Origin of the sequence: Streptomyces sp. NPDC053755, from assembly GCF_040677675.1 — a bacterium.
Lineage (GTDB): Bacteria > Actinomycetota > Actinomycetes > Streptomycetales > Streptomycetaceae > Streptomyces.
Window position 1 is genome coordinate 174,607 of record NZ_JBFASK010000003.1, and the last position, 15,528, is coordinate 190,134.

At 72.4% G+C, this 15,528-nt stretch carries 12 protein-coding genes; 4 read left to right on the forward strand and 8 right to left on the reverse strand.

What is annotated here, in order from left to right; translation table 11 throughout:
- Positions 1 to 193 precede the first annotated feature (193 nt).
- The 6 genes from AB0K65_RS05415 to AB0K65_RS05440 all read right to left on the reverse strand — a co-directional run bounded on the left by AB0K65_RS05415 (position 194) and on the right by AB0K65_RS05440 (position 7,244).
- Positions 194 to 1,576 (reverse strand): nitrate/nitrite transporter, encoded by a 1,383-nt coding sequence (locus AB0K65_RS05415; RefSeq protein ID WP_365714395.1) that lies wholly within the window; start codon positions 1,574 to 1,576, stop codon positions 194 to 196.
- Between the two features lie 127 nt (positions 1,577 to 1,703).
- Positions 1,704 to 3,278 carry an AMP-binding protein gene (locus AB0K65_RS05420; protein ID WP_365714396.1) on the reverse strand — a complete coding sequence of 525 codons (1,575 nt, stop codon included), beginning with the start codon at positions 3,276 to 3,278 and terminating at the stop codon, positions 1,704 to 1,706.
- Positions 3,279 to 3,339: 61 nt separating this feature from the next.
- Positions 3,340 to 3,882, reverse strand: a complete 543-nt coding sequence (locus AB0K65_RS05425) for an SRPBCC family protein (protein ID WP_365714397.1) — start codon at positions 3,880 to 3,882, stop codon at positions 3,340 to 3,342.
- Positions 3,883 to 4,286: 404 nt separating this feature from the next.
- Positions 4,287 to 5,273 carry an NADPH:quinone reductase gene (locus AB0K65_RS05430; RefSeq protein ID WP_365714398.1) on the reverse strand — a complete coding sequence of 329 codons (987 nt, stop codon included), beginning with the start codon at positions 5,271 to 5,273 and terminating at the stop codon, positions 4,287 to 4,289.
- Positions 5,274 to 5,429: 156 nt separating this feature from the next.
- On the reverse strand, positions 5,430 to 6,707 hold the full coding sequence (locus AB0K65_RS05435; RefSeq protein WP_365714399.1) for a serine hydrolase domain-containing protein: 1,278 nt from the start codon (positions 6,705 to 6,707) through the stop codon (positions 5,430 to 5,432).
- A 108-nt stretch (positions 6,708 to 6,815) separates the two neighbouring features.
- Complete coding sequence (locus AB0K65_RS05440) at positions 6,816 to 7,244, reverse strand: nuclear transport factor 2 family protein (protein ID WP_365714400.1); 429 nt, start codon at positions 7,242 to 7,244, stop codon at positions 6,816 to 6,818.
- A gap of 197 nt (positions 7,245 to 7,441) precedes the next feature.
- Here AB0K65_RS05440 and AB0K65_RS05445 point away from each other — a divergent pair, with 197 nt between their 5' ends.
- Positions 7,442 to 7,924: a cupin domain-containing protein gene (locus AB0K65_RS05445; RefSeq protein ID WP_365714401.1), complete on the forward strand. Its 483-nt coding sequence runs from the start codon at positions 7,442 to 7,444 to the stop codon at positions 7,922 to 7,924.
- Positions 7,925 to 8,107: 183 nt separating this feature from the next.
- Here the strand turns inward: AB0K65_RS05445 and AB0K65_RS05450 are convergent, their stop codons facing one another.
- Positions 8,108 to 9,241 (reverse strand): threonine synthase, encoded by a 1,134-nt coding sequence (locus AB0K65_RS05450; RefSeq protein WP_365714402.1) that lies wholly within the window; start codon positions 9,239 to 9,241, stop codon positions 8,108 to 8,110.
- Between the two features lie 202 nt (positions 9,242 to 9,443).
- On the opposite strand from AB0K65_RS05450, the gene AB0K65_RS05455 reads away from it, so the two are divergent.
- The gene (locus AB0K65_RS05455; RefSeq protein WP_365714403.1) at positions 9,444 to 11,018 is read left to right on the forward strand and encodes a S8 family peptidase; all 1,575 of its coding nucleotides are present in this window, start codon (positions 9,444 to 9,446) and stop codon (positions 11,016 to 11,018) included.
- 249 nt (positions 11,019 to 11,267) lie between these two features.
- Positions 11,268 to 12,482 (forward strand): DUF4190 domain-containing protein, encoded by a 1,215-nt coding sequence (locus AB0K65_RS05460; RefSeq protein ID WP_365714404.1) that lies wholly within the window; start codon positions 11,268 to 11,270, stop codon positions 12,480 to 12,482.
- Positions 12,483 to 12,560: 78 nt separating this feature from the next.
- On the opposite strand, the gene AB0K65_RS05465 is transcribed toward AB0K65_RS05460, so the two are convergent.
- Positions 12,561 to 13,970: a glycoside hydrolase family 18 protein gene (locus AB0K65_RS05465; protein WP_365714405.1), complete on the reverse strand. Its 1,410-nt coding sequence runs from the start codon at positions 13,968 to 13,970 to the stop codon at positions 12,561 to 12,563.
- A gap of 223 nt (positions 13,971 to 14,193) precedes the next feature.
- Here AB0K65_RS05465 and AB0K65_RS05470 point away from each other — a divergent pair, with 223 nt between their 5' ends.
- Entirely contained in the window at positions 14,194 to 14,946 is a 753-nt protein-coding gene (locus AB0K65_RS05470; RefSeq protein ID WP_365714406.1) for a GntR family transcriptional regulator, read from the forward strand.
- Positions 14,947 to 15,528 lie beyond the last annotated feature (582 nt).

A 15,528-nucleotide genomic window follows, 5' to 3' on the forward strand; every position in this document is an offset into this window, starting at 1 on the left:
GCCGGCCACTCCGGCGCGCGGGCGCGGAGCCGTCCGCCGGGCCGCCGGCCGGCCACGCCGTGGCCTGCGCCGACCGGGGCGGCGGACCGGTTCTCGCGCGGGAACGAGAACGTGCGCCGGGGCGGCGCCCCGCCCCCAGGGCAGGGGGGCGGGTGCCGTCCCGGCGCACGCGCGGCCGCGAGGTGGGGCGTGCTCAGCGCACGTGGGTGGCACGCGGCCGGGCCGTACGGGCCGTGGCTTCCTCGGCGCGCCCCCGCCGTCCGTACACCGTGAGCAGCACGAGCACGCACAGGGCGTAGAAGCCGAGGAAGCAGAGGAACGCGATCTCGGCGTTCCCCGAGGCCCCTTGGTACGACGAGCGGAAGGCGAGGTTGATGGCGACTCCGCCGAGTCCGCCGACGGCGCCCGCGATGCCGATCACCGCGCCCGAGACGCGGCGCGCGCGGGCGAAGGCCGGCTGGGCGTCGGCGCCGGAGGTGATGGCGTCCTCCGCCTCCCGGGCGAACACGGCGGGGATCATCTTGTACGTCGAGCCGTTGCCCATGCCGCTGAGGACGAACAGGGCGGTGAACCCGGCGACGAACAGACCGGCGGACCCGGAGCGGGAGGCGACCAGCAGCACGAGCGTGCCGGCGGCGAGTCCCAGGAAGTTCCAGAGCGTGACGCGGGCGCCTCCCCAGCGGTCGGCCATGCGGCCGCCGAGCGGGCGGGCGAAGGAGCCGAGCAGCGGGCCGAGGAAGGTGACGGAAGCGGCCTGCTGGGGCGTGGTCCCGAACTCGTTCTGGAGGACGAGCCCGAAGGCGAAGCCGTACCCGATGAAGGAACCGAAGGTGCCGACGTACAGCAGGGAGATCCACCAGGTGTGACGGTGTGCCGCGGCCTCCTTCAGGGCGCCGGGTCGGGCGCGGACGGCGTCGACGTTGTCCATCCTCACGGCGGCGAGCAGGGCCACGAGGACGATGAGCGGCAGATAGGTGCCCACCACGTACGACGGGTGGGTGTCGCCGACGGTGACGATGACCAGCAGGCCGAGCAGCTGGACCGCGGCGACGCCGAGGTTGCCGCCGCCCGCGTTGATCCCGAGGGCCCAGCCCTGGTGCCGCTGGGGGTAGAAGATGGTGATGTTGGTCATCGAGGAGGCGAAGTTGGCCCCGCCCACGCCGGCCGTGGCGCCGATGAGCAGGAAGACCCACAGGGGCGTGCCCGGGCGCTGGATGAAGACGAACGCGAGGCCGGCCGGCACCAGCAGCACGGCGGAGGCGAAGACGGTCCAGTTGCGGCCGCCGAACCGGGTCACCGCGTAGCTGTACGGCAGTCGCAGCAGGGCGCCGACGAGGGTGGGCACCACCACGAGGAGGAACTTCTCGCCGGGGGCGAAGTCCATGCCGATGTCGGGCGACATGAAGAGGACGAGGACCGACCACAGGCTCCACACGGAGAAGCCGATGTGCTCGGAGAGGACGGACATCAGCAGGTTGCGGCGGGCGATCTTCTTGCCGGTGCTCTCCCAGAACTCCGTGTTCTCCGGGTCCCAGCCCTCGATCCACCGCCCGGAAACGGACAGTCGGGTCGTCATGTCTGATCGGTCTCCTCGGGGTCGGCGGCGCGGTGAGTCCGCGGGTTCCGGTGCGCCGCCGGGGAAGGGGGGTGCGGCGGCCGACCGGGCGGCGGCGGTCGCCGCCGCTCCGGTGCGGTCCGTCGCCCTACTGCGCGGCGGGTCCCTCGGCGGTGAGGAGACGGGCCAGCTCAAGGCGCTTGATCTTGGTCGTGGCGGTCTGGGGCAGGTCCTCCAGGCGCCACTGCACGGGGTCGCCCATCGGGGGCAGGCCGGCCACGGCCGACTTCCAGGTGACCTGGTCCAGCGGCTTGTTGTCGCGGGTGCACACCACGGGGACAGGAGTGCCGTCCGCGCCGGGGATGATGATGACCTCGACGAGGTCCGGCAGCCGGGTGAAGAGCTTGTCCTCGATCTCGAGGGTGCTCTGCACACCGGGGATCTCGTCGACCTCGCGGTCGAGCAGGTGCAGGCAGCCGTACTTGGTGCGGTAGCCGACGTCGCCCATGCGCCACCAGCCGTTGTTGACCTGCTTCTCCCAGCGGTGGTGCTCGCCGAGGTAGGTGACGATCCGGCCGTCGCTCCTGACCTCGATGAAGCCGGGGTTCTCCTTGGTGGGCTGGTTGCCGTCGCGGCTGACGACCCGCACTCCGGTCATGCCGGGGAAGGGCATGCCCACACAGCGCCCGTTGAAGTCGGCGCCGTCCTTGAGGGAGTACGTACGGGCCGCGATCGGGCCGACCTCGCTCTGCCCGTACGCCTGCGCGAAGCGGCGGCCCGAGCGGCGGGACCCCTGGAGCAGCCGGTTGACGGTCCGGGGGTGGATGGCGTCGAAGGTGCTGGAGAAGTACTTGACGTTGGCGAGCGGTCCGCGCGGGTCGTCGGCGAGGACCTCCCAGCGCAGGAAGGTGTTCGGGTGGGCCTCGATGAAGCCGGGCGGCACCTGCGAGAAGAGATCGCCGACCGTCTCGGGGTCGTCCTCGCGGAGCACGATCAGGGGGTGGCCCTGGAGGATCGAGATCGGCATCGCGGTGAACATCCGCGAGTGCACGAACGAGACGTGGACCGCGACGGGTTCGCTGCGGCGGACGCCGGCGGCGACGATGGTGGCCTGCGGGCGGTAGCGGGCCTGGAAGCTCTTGCCGGTGTGCACGGCCAGCTTCGGGGTGCCGGTGGTGCCCGAGGTGTGCGTGATCAGCGTGGGGTGGTCGGCGGGCATGGAGACCGCCGGCACGCGCGGGACTCCGGCCAGCGAGGCGAACGTCGTGGTGCCGGCGTACTCGCCGGAGGCCAGCAGCACCTGCCGGGAGAGCTCGTGCACCTCGGCCGGCAGGGACGTGTCCAGCTTCTCCTGGTCGGTCACCAGGAAGGGACGGCCCACCCGGCGCAGCAGCTCGGCGACGGTCTCGCCGTCGAGCTTCGGCGACAGCAGGACCGGGATGGCGCCGATCCGCGCCACGGCGCAGGCGAGGAGGGAGATGTCGAAGTTGTCGCTCTTGTGCACGACGACGTGGTCGCCCGGGCGGACCTGCACCGACCACAGCCGGGAGGCGAAGTCGTCGATCAGGCCCGCGATCTCGGTCAGCGAGGCGCGACGGCCGAGGCCGGGCGCGATGTCGAGGTCGTGGTCGAGGATCACGAAGTTCGCCGGGTGCCTGGCGGCCGCACGGTCGAACAGCGTGCCCAGGCGAATTCCCTTGTTTCCTATGCGCTGGAGAAACATCTACCCGCTCTCTCGTCCTGGAGTGGAAGGAGTGGGGGCCGATATTCCGGCCCCGCTTACTTCACTGCTTTTCGATGATGTTCTTGATCAGGCCGAGGGTCACGGCGAGGTCCTGCTCCAGCTTGGCGCCCCACTCGATGATGAACTTCTCGCGCCCGGCTTCGTCGAGATCGGCGACGATCTTGTGAATTCCGGCGGTGGCCTTGCCCATCCGGAAATGGTGGGTGAGCACGGAACCGGCGCCGTCGGCGGCGATGTCGAAGCCCCAGATCGACTCCTGGTCCTCACGGGCGTGCGTGAGCATCATCCAGCGGAAGGTCCGCCCGGGCTCCGCAGCGGTGATCCGGGCCTCCGTGTACCAGGTGCCGCGGATCAGCGGGGCCCAGGCCACGACTTCCTCGGCGCGCAGGTTCTCGCCGCGGAAGATCGCGCCGACCGTGGACGGCTCCCCGGAGACCCACTCGCCGCCCTTGCACTCGGGGCTCCACTCGGCGCTGCGGGGCAGATCGCTGACGACCGCGTACACCTGCTCGGGGGTCGCGGAAATCCCGATGTCGGCGCGCAGCTCGAAGAGGGGGGACTTTTCGATGATGGAATTCGTCATGCCGAATATCCTGACCGGTTGCCGCAGACGTGGTCAACGACGGGAAAATGATCCGTCAAGTCCTGTGGATAGCGGCAATCGATTCTCGCCGACGTGAATGCGGGGCCTGCTTTCGGCGGCTGGATAGCGGAAATTCCCGCCGGAGCTCCTCCGTCGAGGAATTACTCCGGCGGGCCCGTCTCGCGCGCGGACAGCCGCTTCTGCCGGCCGGACGGACGCTTGTGTCCGGGGCCGTTGTCCGAGTCCGGCCGGTGCTGCCGTCCGGGCCGTGGTCCGCACAGGGGCGGCGCGTGGGTGCTTCCGTGAGCCGTGAGCCGTGAGCCGTGAGCCGTCAGCCGTGGGCCGTGAGGCAGTCCGGGGGCGTCACGCCGTCAGGCGGTCACATGGTCAGGGTCGTCACGTGGTCACACCGCCGGGTCCGCGACGCGCAGCACCAGCTTTCCGTGGACCTTGCCCTCCTCGAGCCGGCGGTGGGCCTCGGCGGCGGCCTCCAGGGGCAGGACCTCCACGGCGCGGGGCCGCAGCAGCCCGTCGGCGAGCAGGCGGCCGATGTGGGTGGCCGCCTCGGTGAGTTCACCGGCACGGGCGTGCGAGATGGCGAAGCCGTGGACCGAGCGGTCCATCAGGTACAGGGGCCCCGCGGGCAGGACGGGCCGGGTCCGCAGCCCGGCGAGGACGACGATCCGGCCGCGCGAGGCGAGCAGGTCCACCGCCGTCTCCAGGTCGTTGCGGCCGGAGGTGTCGATGGACAGGTCGACGCCGTGCGGGGCCGCCTCCCGGATCCGGCCGGGCACGTCGGGGTCCCGGTAGTCGATGACGTGCCGTGCCCCGAGGTCGCGGCAGTACTCCGCGTCCCGGGCCGAGGCGACGGCGACGACCCGGGCACCGGCCTGCGCCGCCATCACCACGGCGGCGCTGCCGACGTTCCCGGCGGCGCCCAGCACGAGGACGGTCTCGCCGGCCCGGACCCGGCCGTGGGTGAACACGGCCAGGTAGGCCGTGGAGGCGGGATGGGAGAGGGCCACGGCGTCGACCGGGTCGACGCCGTCGGGCAGGTGGTAGAGCCGGTCCGCCGGGACCACGACCTGCTCGGCGGCGGCGCCCTGGCGCCCGGCGTGGCCGAGACTGCTGCACCAGACCCGGTCGCCGGGCCGGAATCCGGGCGCGCCGGGCCCGGCCGCGGCGACCCTGCCGACGGCGTCGCGGCCCACCACGAACGGGAAGGTCAGGGGCGTACGCCAGGCTCCTGACCGTACGAAGGTGTCCACGTGGTTGACGGCGGTCACCTCGACGTCGACGAGCACGTCACCGGGACCGGGCTGAGGCGGGGGCAGTTCACCGAGCTTGATGAGATCCGGTGAACCGAGCTCTTCGATGTGGGCGGCACGCATGCTCCGGATTCTCGCCGTGCTCCGCCGCCTCGCCCACGGTCCCGCCCTCGCCCGGTCCAGGGTCCGTCACCTCCTCGCCCCGCTTCCGTCAAGTCGCGCGGTGCCGAAGGCCGCGGGGGAGGAGCGACCTGGGGCGCCGGGGGTGAGGGCCGCCGGTCAGCCGGTCGTCATCGGGGTGCCCGGGGCGAGGGCCGCGGCCAGCCGCTGGGCGATGATCTCGGCCTTGTTCCCGTCGGGGGTGGTGGCCGTCTTGGTGACGGACACCGCGATCGCGAGACGCTTCGACGGGAGGTAGGCCTGGATGGCCGCGTAGCCCGAGAAGGAGGGGTTCTGGATGATCCAGCCGTTGATCACCAGGACGCCGAGGCCGAAGTGCGCGGCCGGTGTCTGCGGCAGGCAGACCGTGGCCGGGCAGGTGGGCGTCGTGTGGCCGAGGCCCACCGTGCCCGGGTCGAGCAGCGTGCGGTAGGAGCGGGGAGAGAGGAGCTCGCCGCTGCCGACGGCCTGCGCCGAGCGGGCCAGGTCGCAGATGTGGGTGGTGATGACCGCCCCCGGAGCCGTGGTCCACGACGGGTTCCAGAAGGTGGACTCCTCGTAGAGGCCGCGCTCGGCGGTGAAGGCGTGCAGCGCCGGCCGCGGGATCTCGGGGGTGAAGCTGTTCCGGGTGTCGCGCAGACCGAGCGGGCCGGTGACCCGCTGCTTCATGAGGAGGTCGAAGCGGGTGCCGGTGATCTTCTCGAGCGCGTCGACCAGCAGCACGTAGTTGGCGTGCGAGTAGCTCCAGTTGGTGCCCGGCTCGTACCAGAAGGGATGGCCGAGGGAGTAGCCGACCAGCTCCTTCGGGGTCCACTGGCGGAAGGGGTGCGCCTCCAGCTCGGCCGTGAACGCCGGGTCGGTGACGTAGTCGTGGAGGCCGCTGGTGTTGGTGGCCAGCATCCGCAGGGTGATCCGGTCGGCCTTGGGGAGATCGGGCAGCCAGCGCTCGACCGTGTCGTCGAGACCGACCTTCCCCTCCTCGACCAGCTGGAGCAGGATCGCGCCGACGTACGAGAAGGCGACCGAACCGGCGCGGAAGTGCATGTCGGGCTCCGCCGGCACGCCGGTCATGGACTCGCCGAGCGCGTCGGTGACCACCTCGCGCCCGTCGACGGTGACCCTCAGTTCCACGGCCTTCAGCCGGAACTCGTCCTTGGCCCGGCGGGTGATGTCCAGGATCTCGCGGGCCTCGGGGCCGAGGGGGCCCTTGGTCCGCACGCAGTCACGGCCGCCGCCGCGACCGCCGTCCGTATCGCCGCTTCCGGCGGACGCGGGCGCGGCCGAGGTGGCCTGGAGCGTGACGGCGAGGACCGAGAGGAGAGCGGCGGAGAGCAGCGTCCTGCGGGCGCGCGCGCCCGGCCGCGTGCGCGGGCGTGCTCGGAGGGGGGTGCGTGTCATGCCTCGCACTATGGAGGGAAGAGTGTCGCGAACACGGGCAAAACGCTTCTCCACCCCCCGGCCCCGCCCATGTGGGGCAAGCGGAGGGCCGCTGCCGCGGCGAGGTCGTCAGGTCTCCGGCAGCAGGCCGAGCTGGTCCATGAACTCCATCTGGTCGAAGTAGAGCCGGTAGCTCACGATGCGGCCGTCCTTGACGGTGGCCAGGTCGACGCCGCGCAGGGTGACGTGCTTGTCCGTCGCCGGCAGGGTCTCTCCCGTGGGGAGCGCGATGGGGCCGGTGTTCCGGCCGCTGAAGATGCCCTCGTCGATGGCGGTGTCGCCGGACTCGAAGACGTGCAGGGGCGTGAACGTCGCCTCCGGCATGGCGTCCGTCACCGTGCGCCAGTACGCGACGATGGCCTCGCGTCCCCGCATCTCGCCGCCGTCCGGCGTGTACGCCACGGCGTCCTCGGCGAAGAGGTCGGCGAGGGCGTCCAGGTCCGGCTTGGTGGTGATGGCGTCGGTGAGGCGCTCCATCAGGGTGCGTGCCTCTCCCATGATCCACCTCCCTGGTGGGGATGCTGGTGGTCCGTCCTCCCATTTTCCCACCGAAAGCCGGGTGCCGTGGGGTGGAGGCGGAGGCATTCTGGATCTTGAAGGCGTCGCGGCGGCCCGGTCACGTCCGACACGGCCTCGCGACGGCGTGCCGCACGGCGACGACCCGACCGCGCCGCGACGACGAACGGAGACCACCCATGTCGTACCCCGAGCCCCGCTACCACGGCGAGAAGGGGGAGGTCAGCGCCTCCTTCCGCCCGGCCGGCACCCCGGCCGAACTCACCGTCGCCAACGGCACGGAGACCCGCTATCTGGCCACCACCGCCTCCACCGGAGGGGAGTTCGGCCTCTACCGCGTCGACATGACACCCAAGGCCGGCGGGCCCGGCACCCACTTCCACAAGACGATCTCCGAGAGCTTCTTCATCCTGGACGGGACCGTCCGCCTCTTCGACGGCGACCGGTGGGTGGACGCGCGGAAGGGCGACTTCCTCTATGTGCCGACCGGCGGGCTGCACGCCTTCCGCAACGAGTCCGACGACCCCGCCTCCTTCCTGATCCTCTTCGCGCCGGGCGCGCCCCGCGAGGAGTACTTCGAGAAGGTCGGGACGGTCGCGCACATGACGGACGAGGAGCGGGCGGAGTTCTTCGCCAAGCACGACACCTACTGGACCGACTGAGCCGGCAGGCCGGCCGACCGTCCGGGCCGGTCCAGCAGGGTGCACCCGCCGGACCGTGCGGCCCGTCCGGGCCGGTGCACCCTTCAGGCCGATCGAGCCGGTGCCCCTCCCGGACCGGGTGAGTCGGTGCACCTCCCGGACCGGCTCGGTCGGCGAGCCCGCCGGACCGACGGGGCCGGCCGCCTACCGGACCGGCGGAGGCGGGGCGCCCGCCGCGAGGCCCGTCTTGGCGCCCGCCCCGCACAGCGGCACGACGCTCTCCCCCTCTCGCGGCGCAGCCCGTACGGCCGCCCAGCAGGCGACTCCGGTGGCCTCGACGAAGAGCCCGCGCCGCGCCAGGTCCCGCTGTGCCGAACGGATCTGCTCCTCCGTCACGGTCAGGAAGGTCCCGCCCGACGCGCGTACCGCCCGCAGGACGGCGTGGCCGCGGGGCGGGGCGGTGATGGCGATCCCCTCCGCGACGGTGGGCCGGGCGGGCGCGGGGGCGGCCGGCTCCTCGTCGCCCGCGTGGAAGGCCGCGGCGAGCGGGCGGACCGCCTCGGCCTGGACGGCGACCAGGGCCGGGCGCCGGTCGACGAGACCGTGCCCGTGCAGTTCGTCCACCGCGAGCGCGGCGCCCAGGAGGAGGGTGCCGTTGCCGACCGGGAGGACGAGCGTGTCCGGGAGCCTGCCGCCGAGGTCCTCCCAGAGCTCGTACACGTACGTCTTGGTGCCGTGCAGGAAGTGCGGGTTGTACACGTGCGAGGCGTAGAAGGCGCCGGGCTCGTCCGCCGCCGCGCGGGCGGCCCGCGCCGTGGCCTCGCGGTCTCCGGGCACCAGCGTCAGGCGCGCCCCGTGGGCCCGGATCTGCTCCAGCTTCTTGGGCGACGTGCCCTGCGGCACGAGGACGAGGCAGTCGAGCCCGGCCCGCGCGCAGTACGCGGCGATGGCCGTGCCCGCGTTCCCGCTGCTGTCCGCCACGACGTGGCCGAGACCGCCGCCCCCGGCGAGACGGAGGGCGAGCTCGGCGAGCATGACCGCGCCGCGGTCCTTGAAGGAGAGCGTCGGCATGAGGAAGTCGACCTTGGCCGAAACGCCGTCGGTGATCGGGACGAGGGGGGTGCGGCCCTCGCCGAGGGTGACGGCGGGCGCGTGCGTCGCGAGCGGCAGTGCCTCTTCGTAACGCCACAGTGAATTCACGCGTGACGCCAGGGACGTGAGTGAAACCGGCCCGCTCGTGAACTCGAGGTCCCAGGGGCCGCGGCACCGCGGACAACACCAGGTGAGGGCGTCGGCGGGGGCGTGAACACGGCAGCGGGGGCACACATAGGCCGTCATGGGCGCAGCATGACAGCCGCGTGATCCCTGTGTGACGGGGCGCTCGGAGGCCTTGTGGGATTCCTATGGATCCGTCAATCTTTCGCTCGGCAGCCGGATGTACGACACGGCGAGGACACGTCCCGGTGTCCCCGCATGCCGTGTTGTCATGCACCTGCCGTACCCCCACAGCAGCGCACCACCAATGAGGAGGACCCCTCACATGTCCGTGATGCGTGACTCGCGGCGCAGACTCGCCGCCGCCAGCGCCATAGCCGTCGCCGCTCTGGCCCTCGGCACCGCCTCCGCCCTCCCGGCCTCCGCGGCCGAGGCCGCCCCGGAAGGTGTCATCCAGAACGCCGGAGCTCCCGGCACGGTGACCGGCAGCTACATCGTCACCCTCGACGAGTCCGCGCAGGCGGAGACGGCGAAGGGCCGCGCGGTCGCGGCCGAGTACGGTGCCACGATCAAGAAGACGTACACCTCGGCGCTGAACGGCTACCACGTCGAACTCTCCGAGGCCCAGGCGAAGAAGCTCGCCGCGGACCCGGCGGTGAGGTCCGTCGTCCAGAACCGTGTCTTCACGGTCAGCGGTACGCAGCCGTCCCCGCCGTCCTGGGGTCTGGACCGGGTCGACCAGCGGGCCCTCCCGCTGAACCAGAGCTACACCTACCCGGACACCGCGGGCCAGGGCGTGACGGCGTACATCATCGACACCGGCGTCCGCATCTCGCACAGCGACTTCGGCGGCCGTGCCGCCAACGGCTACGACGCCATCGACAACGACAACGTCGCCCAGGACGGCCACGGCCACGGCACGCACGTCGCCGGCACCGTCGCGGGCAACGCCTACGGCGTGGCCAAGAAGGCGAAGATCGTCGGCGTCCGCGTGCTCGACAACCAGGGCTCCGGCACGACCGCGCAGGTCGTCGCCGGCATCGACTGGGTGACCCGGAACGCCGTGAAGCCGGCCGTCGCCAACATGAGCCTCGGCGGTGGCATCGACTCGGCCCTCGACACGGCCGTGCGCAACTCGATCGCCTCGGGCGTCACGTACGCGGTCGCGGCGGGCAACGACAGCTCCAACGCGTCCAACTACTCCCCGGCGCGTGTCGCGGAGGCGATCACCGTCGGCTCCACGACCAACACCGACGCCCGCTCCAGCTTCTCCAACTACGGCACCGTGCTCGACCTCTTCGCCCCGGGCTCCTCCATCACCTCGGCCTGGAACAGCAGCGACAGCGCCACCAACACCATCTCCGGTACGTCGATGGCGACGCCGCACGTGGCCGGCGCCGCCGCCGTCTACCTGGCGGACAACCCGACGGCGACCCCGGCGCAGGTCTCGACCGCGCTGACCGGCGCCGCCACCCCGAACGTGGTGACCAACCCCGGCACCGGTTCGCCGAACAGGCTGCTCTTCGTCGGAGGCGGCGGCACCACCCCGCCCCCCGGCAAGAGGTTCGAGAACACCGCGGACTACGCCATCGCCGACAACGCGACCGTCGAGTCCCCCGTCACCGTCAGCGGTGTCACCGGCAACGCGCCGGCCGCCCTCCAGGTGCCGGTGAACATCGTCCACACCTACATCGGTGACCTCCAGGTCCAGCTGATCGCCCCCGACGGCACGGCGTACACCCTCAAGGGCTACGGCACCGGCGGCAGCGCGGACAACATCAACACCACCTACACCGTCAACGCCTCCTCCGAGGTCGCCAACGGCACATGGAAGCTGCGGGTCAGCGACAACGCGAACTACGACACCGGGAAGATCGACTCCTGGGCGCTCCAGTTCTGAGCGGCGGCGCGGGACCGTACGACACCGCGTCTGACGCAAGGCGCAGGGCCGTACGACACGGCGTCTGACGTGCGGTGCAGGACGCGACGACACAGCGCGTGACCGAAGAGGCGGTCGCCCACGGGGCGGCCGCCTCCTCGTCATGCCGCCATCCGTCACCCGCCCGTCGGCCCCGAGGCCCGGACCACGTACGATGCGCCCGCCCGTTCGTGTGTTCGTATCGCCCGGTCCAACAGGAGTGCCGTACCCGTGGAGTCCCTTCCGCCGCCCCAGGATTCCCCGCCCCCGCGGCAGGACTGGCCCGCCCCCGGCACAGGTCCGGTCCATCCGGGCCCGTACGGCCCCGGTCCGCACGGCCCCGGTCCGTTCCCGCCCCATCTCCACGGCGCTCCCTTCCCGCCCGGCCCCGGGCCCCACGCCGCGCCGCCCGCGGTCACCAGCGGACTGGCCATCGGCTCCCTGGTCTCCGGCATCCTCTGCTGCCTCCCGCCCCTCGGTCTGATCCTCGGCCTCATCGCCCTTCCGCGGATCAGGAAGAGGAACCAGACGGGCAAGGGCCTCGCGATCGCCGGCATCGCCCTCTCCGTGACCAGCTGCCTGCTCCTGACCCTCGGCCTCGTGACGGGAGGCTTCGGCAAGGCATGGAGGAGCGTCGAGGAGGGCATCGAGGGGGCGTCCCGATCCCCGTCCACGTTCGCCCTGCGCACGGGCGACTGCTTCGACGTCGACGGCGACCTCGAAGCACTCGACGCGGACGTCGAGGTGGTGGACTGCGCGGGTGCGCACGAGGGCGAGGTCACCGGCACCTTCCTGATCACCGGACACACGGCGTGGCCGGGCGACGGTCCGGTCGACGGGATCGCGTGGGACCGCTGCGAGCGGATCGGTCACGCGTACGCCATGGACTCCTGGGCGCTTCCCGAGGACGTCTGGACGTACTACTACGTCCCCACCAGCAGCAGTTGGCGGGCCGGCGACCGGAACGTGACCTGTGCGCTCATCACCGACGGTGCGCCGGTCGAGGGGTCGCTGCGCAACGACGAGACGATGCTCGACGCCGACCAGGTCCACTTCCTCAAGGCCCTCAACGCGGTCGACACCGCCCTGTTCGACGAGCCGGACGCGGACGCGGACGAGGACCTGGCGGCCAACACCGCCTGGGCGGCCGGGGTGCGTACCGCCCTCACCGCCGCGAGCGCCGACCTGAAGGGCCATCACTGGCCGGCGGAGTCGGCCGCATCGGTGGCCGCCCTGGTCGAGGAGCTGGACAAGGCCGCCGCAAAGTGGGGCGAGCTGGCGGCGGCGGGCGACGCCGACGCCTTCGGGGAGCGTTACGACACGGCCTACGACCTGACCATCTGGGGGTCGGAGGTGGAGGCGCGCACGGCCCTCGGGCTGGCCGACGAGGGCGGCTCCGGTGGCGGCGAGGGCGGCTTTGGCCCCGAGCCGGGCGAGTCCGTCTGAGGCACGCCCCGTTCGCGGACGCGCGAGGGGGCCGGGCATCCCCCCGGGAGGCCCGACCCCTGCCGTGCGTCACGCGCCTCAGCGGCGGTTCAGCCCCCGGTCCACGGAGGTGATCAGCTCACCGTCCGGGGTGTCGCCGTCCAGGGACCAGAACATGGCGCCTCCGAGCCCCTTGGCCCGTACGTACGCGGCCTTGGTGCGCAGCACCTGCGGGTCGTCGTACGTCCACAGCGTCGTCCCGTCGAACAGCCACGCATGGCCGTTCCGCACGTCGCGGTGCACCGTGTACGTCCCCGAATCGGCGAGCTTCTTCAGGGCCTTGTAGTCCTCGTAGCCGTTCGCCCAGGTCGCCGGGGCGGGGCCGGTGGCCGGTCGGCCGAGCCCGTTCCCGCCGCCGGTGACGCCCGTCCAGCCCTGGCCGTAGAACGGCATGCCGACGACGAGCTTGCGTGCGGGCGCGCCGCGCCGGAGCCAGTCGCCGACGGTCTGGTCGACGCTGAAGTCGTTCCTGGCGAAGAGGGCCGACTGCTGCGCCGTGGTGGACTCCCAGGAGCCGTGGAAGTCGTACCCCTGGAGGTTGACGAAGTCCAGGTCGCGCATGATCTTGCGGACCTCGAAGCCCGCGTCGATCTTGGCGGGCGCGGTGGGGACGAACGCGGTCAGCTCGTAGTGCTTCCGCTTCGCGCCGCGCCGCTCGGCCTTCGCGTAGGCGTCGAGCTGGGTGCGGAACTCCCTGACGAGCGCGGTGAAGTTCTGCTTGTCCTCCGGGCGGAAGACGGTGTCGACGTCACCGGCCGATCCCGGCCACTCCCAGTCGAGGTCGATGCCGTCGAAGAGACCGGCGGCGGCTCCGGCGCCGCCCCGGGCGCCGTCGACGGGCAGGTCGCCCTTGATGTAGAGGTCGATGCAGGAGGAGACGAACGCCTTGCGCGAGGCGGGGGTGCGGGCGGCGTCCGAGAAGTGCGTGGACCAGCTCCAGCCGCCCAGCGAGATCATGACCTTGAGGCCGGGGTGCCTGGCCTTCAGCTCGCGCAGCTGGTTGAAGTTGCCGGCCAGGGGCTGGTCGGCTGTGTCGGCGACGCCGTCGACCGAGCCGGCCGCGTCGAGCGGGCGTACGTAGTCGGCCCAGGCGTCGGCCTCGCCCGGGACGTTTCCGGTGAAGCACCGGCCCTCGGGACTCACGTTGCCGAAGGCGTAGTTGATGTGGCTCAGTTTGGCCGCCGTGCCACTGGTCTCCAGATCCTTGACCTGGAAGTCGCGTCCGTAGACGCCCCACTGGGTGAAGTATCCGACGCGCTTGTACGAGGTGCCGCCGTGGCCGTGGCGGCGGTCGTCGGCCTGAGCGGCCGGGGACGCCTGGGAGGTGAGGGCTCCGGAGGAGGCGGGGGCCCGGCCGCCCGGGGCGGCCCCCGCGGCGGGCGCGAAGGCGGCCACCAGACCGAGGGAGACAGCGGCGATCGTCAGCCGGGCAAGGGGAGTTCGACGCATGAGGCTCGTTCCTGTGCGTGTGCCGGAAGGGAGCTGTGCTCACAGGAAAGTATTGGTCTGGACCAATGGGGTCAAGGGGTTCGGCGGATCCCGCGGCTATACCTGGGGCGAGAGCGTCCGTAAAGGCAAATCATCACTTCGAGTGAAACTCTGGCCCATGCTTGCGGGTGGACACCGACGGTTGTCACTCTGTAGCTGTCCGTCAACCTGAGGGGAGTGTCCAGTGACGTTCGGTGAGCAGCCCGCCTATCTCCGCGTGGCGAGCGATCTCCGGCAGAAGATCGCCAATGGCTCGCTCCCGCCGCACACCCGACTGCCCTCGCAGGCGCGCATCCGCGAGGAGTACGGCGTCTCGGACACGGTCGCGCTGGAGGCCCGCAAGGTGCTGATGGCCGAGGGTCTGGTGGAGGGCCGCTCCGGGTCGGGGACGTACGTGCGCGAGCGGCCGGTGCCGCGCCGCATCGCCCGGTCCGGATACCGCCCGCCGTCGGGCGCCAGCCCCTTCCGCCAGGAGCAGGCCGCCGAAGGGGCGCGCGGGACCTGGGAGTCCAGCAGCGAGCAGGAGCCGGCGAGCGCGGGCGTGGCCGCCCGGCTCGGCATCGAGCCGGGGGAGCGCGTGATGCGCACGCGGTACGTCTACCGCGACGGGGGGGAGCCGATGATGCTCTCCACCTCCTGGGAGCCGCTCGCGGTCACCGGCCGGACGCCCGTGATGCTTCCCGAAGAGGGTCCGCTGGGCGGCTGCGGGGTCGTCGAGCGCATGGCCGCGATCGACGTGGTCGTCGACAACGTGGTGGAGGAGGTCGGGGCGCGCCCCGGCCTGGCCGAGGAGCTTCTGGCGCTCGGCGGCGTGCCCGGCCATGTGGTGATGGTCGTCGAGCGGACGTACTACGCCTCGGGCCGGGCGGTCGAGACCGCCGACGTGGTCGTCCCGGCCGACCGCTACCGCATCGCCTACCACCTGCCGGTGCGCTGACCCCTCGGGGTCGCCCCCCGCTCCGGGGCTCCCTCGTGGTGGCCGTCTTCTCGCGGGGCGCTGCTTCGTGACGCCGGGTCGCGGGGCGGCTTGCGGGTGCCCCGCTCCTGGCCGCCGCCTGGAGCCGCTCCTCCCGTCGACGCGCCGTTGCGCGGACGCCGGGGCGCGGGGCGGCTCGTGGGTGGGGGGGGGGTGCCCCGCTCTGGGCTGCCGGCCGGGTCCGCTCCCTCCGCCGGGGTGCGGGGTGCTCTCCGCCGACGGACCGCCCGCCCGGTCGCGGACCGCCTGCCCGGTCGCGGACCGCCCGCCCGGTCACGGACCGCCCGCCCGGTCACGGGCTGGCCGCGACGGCGCTCCTCCCTGGGCGCCGTCCCCTCTCCGCGGCCTCGCACCTTTCCGACCCCTCGCATGAAATCCGGACATCGCCGACTGCCCCCTACGGTCCGCGCCGGTCCGTTCGCCGCGCTGCGTCCGGGCGACCGCCGCCCCTCCCTCTCCTCGGGAAAGCCGAGGCCGCGCGGCGTTCCCCTCGCCGGAGCCGCGCGCTCCGCCGCCGCGCCCCCGCGGTGCGCCCCGGCACGC

What these genes read in the sequence shown, in the direction of transcription:
- AB0K65_RS05415 (WP_365714395.1), bottom strand. Translation starts at nt 1,576, where the DNA reads ATGACGACCCGACTGTCCGTTTCCGGGCGGTGGATCGAGGGCTGGGAC.
- AB0K65_RS05420 (WP_365714396.1), bottom strand. Translation starts at nt 3,278, where the DNA reads ATGTTTCTCCAGCGCATAGGAAACAAGGGAATTCGCCTGGGCACGCTG.
- AB0K65_RS05425 (WP_365714397.1), bottom strand. Translation starts at nt 3,882, where the DNA reads ATGACGAATTCCATCATCGAAAAGTCCCCCCTCTTCGAGCTGCGCGCC.
- AB0K65_RS05430 (WP_365714398.1), bottom strand. Translation starts at nt 5,273, where the DNA reads ATGCGTGCCGCCCACATCGAAGAGCTCGGTTCACCGGATCTCATCAAG.
- AB0K65_RS05435 (WP_365714399.1), bottom strand. Translation starts at nt 6,707, where the DNA reads ATGACACGCACCCCCCTCCGAGCACGCCCGCGCACGCGGCCGGGCGCG.
- AB0K65_RS05440 (WP_365714400.1), bottom strand. Translation starts at nt 7,244, where the DNA reads ATGGGAGAGGCACGCACCCTGATGGAGCGCCTCACCGACGCCATCACC.
- AB0K65_RS05445 (WP_365714401.1), top strand. Translation starts at nt 7,442, where the DNA reads ATGTCGTACCCCGAGCCCCGCTACCACGGCGAGAAGGGGGAGGTCAGC.
- AB0K65_RS05450 (WP_365714402.1), bottom strand. Translation starts at nt 9,241, where the DNA reads ATGACGGCCTATGTGTGCCCCCGCTGCCGTGTTCACGCCCCCGCCGAC.
- AB0K65_RS05455 (WP_365714403.1), top strand. Translation starts at nt 9,444, where the DNA reads ATGTCCGTGATGCGTGACTCGCGGCGCAGACTCGCCGCCGCCAGCGCC.
- AB0K65_RS05465 (WP_365714405.1), bottom strand. Translation starts at nt 13,970, where the DNA reads ATGCGTCGAACTCCCCTTGCCCGGCTGACGATCGCCGCTGTCTCCCTC.